The following is a 225-nucleotide window of genomic DNA, read 5'->3' as shown; positions in this document are numbered from 1 at the left end:
AGAACCATTTTGTTCTTACTGAAATAACTCTCCAGCTCTTCCAGCTTTCTATGTTCGGCAAATAACATCAGTCCTAAGATGACGAAAGTAAAAACTATCAATAGAGTGATGTAGACGAGAAAAAAATCCACAGTCAAATCCACTCTGGCCACCCATGAAACCAGATATACCAAACGCAGGATGCGACAAACCAAACGCAAGCAACACGATAAGGCCACAACGCCC

The 225-nt window shown here is 42.2% G+C and carries 1 pseudogene; it reads right to left on the bottom strand.

Annotated features, from left to right (window positions below):
• Nucleotides 1-225: pseudogene (locus tag ACFZPT_RS27220) on the bottom strand (hypothetical protein); the annotation flags it as partial.

It is taken from the genome of Pseudomonas sp. MD330_10, assembly GCF_042610415.1.
GTDB classification, from domain to species: Bacteria; Pseudomonadota; Gammaproteobacteria; order Pseudomonadales; family Pseudomonadaceae; genus Aquipseudomonas; species Aquipseudomonas rhodesiae.
The sequence above is the reverse complement of the archived record's forward strand: the minus strand, read 5'-3'. Positions and strand labels throughout refer to the sequence as shown.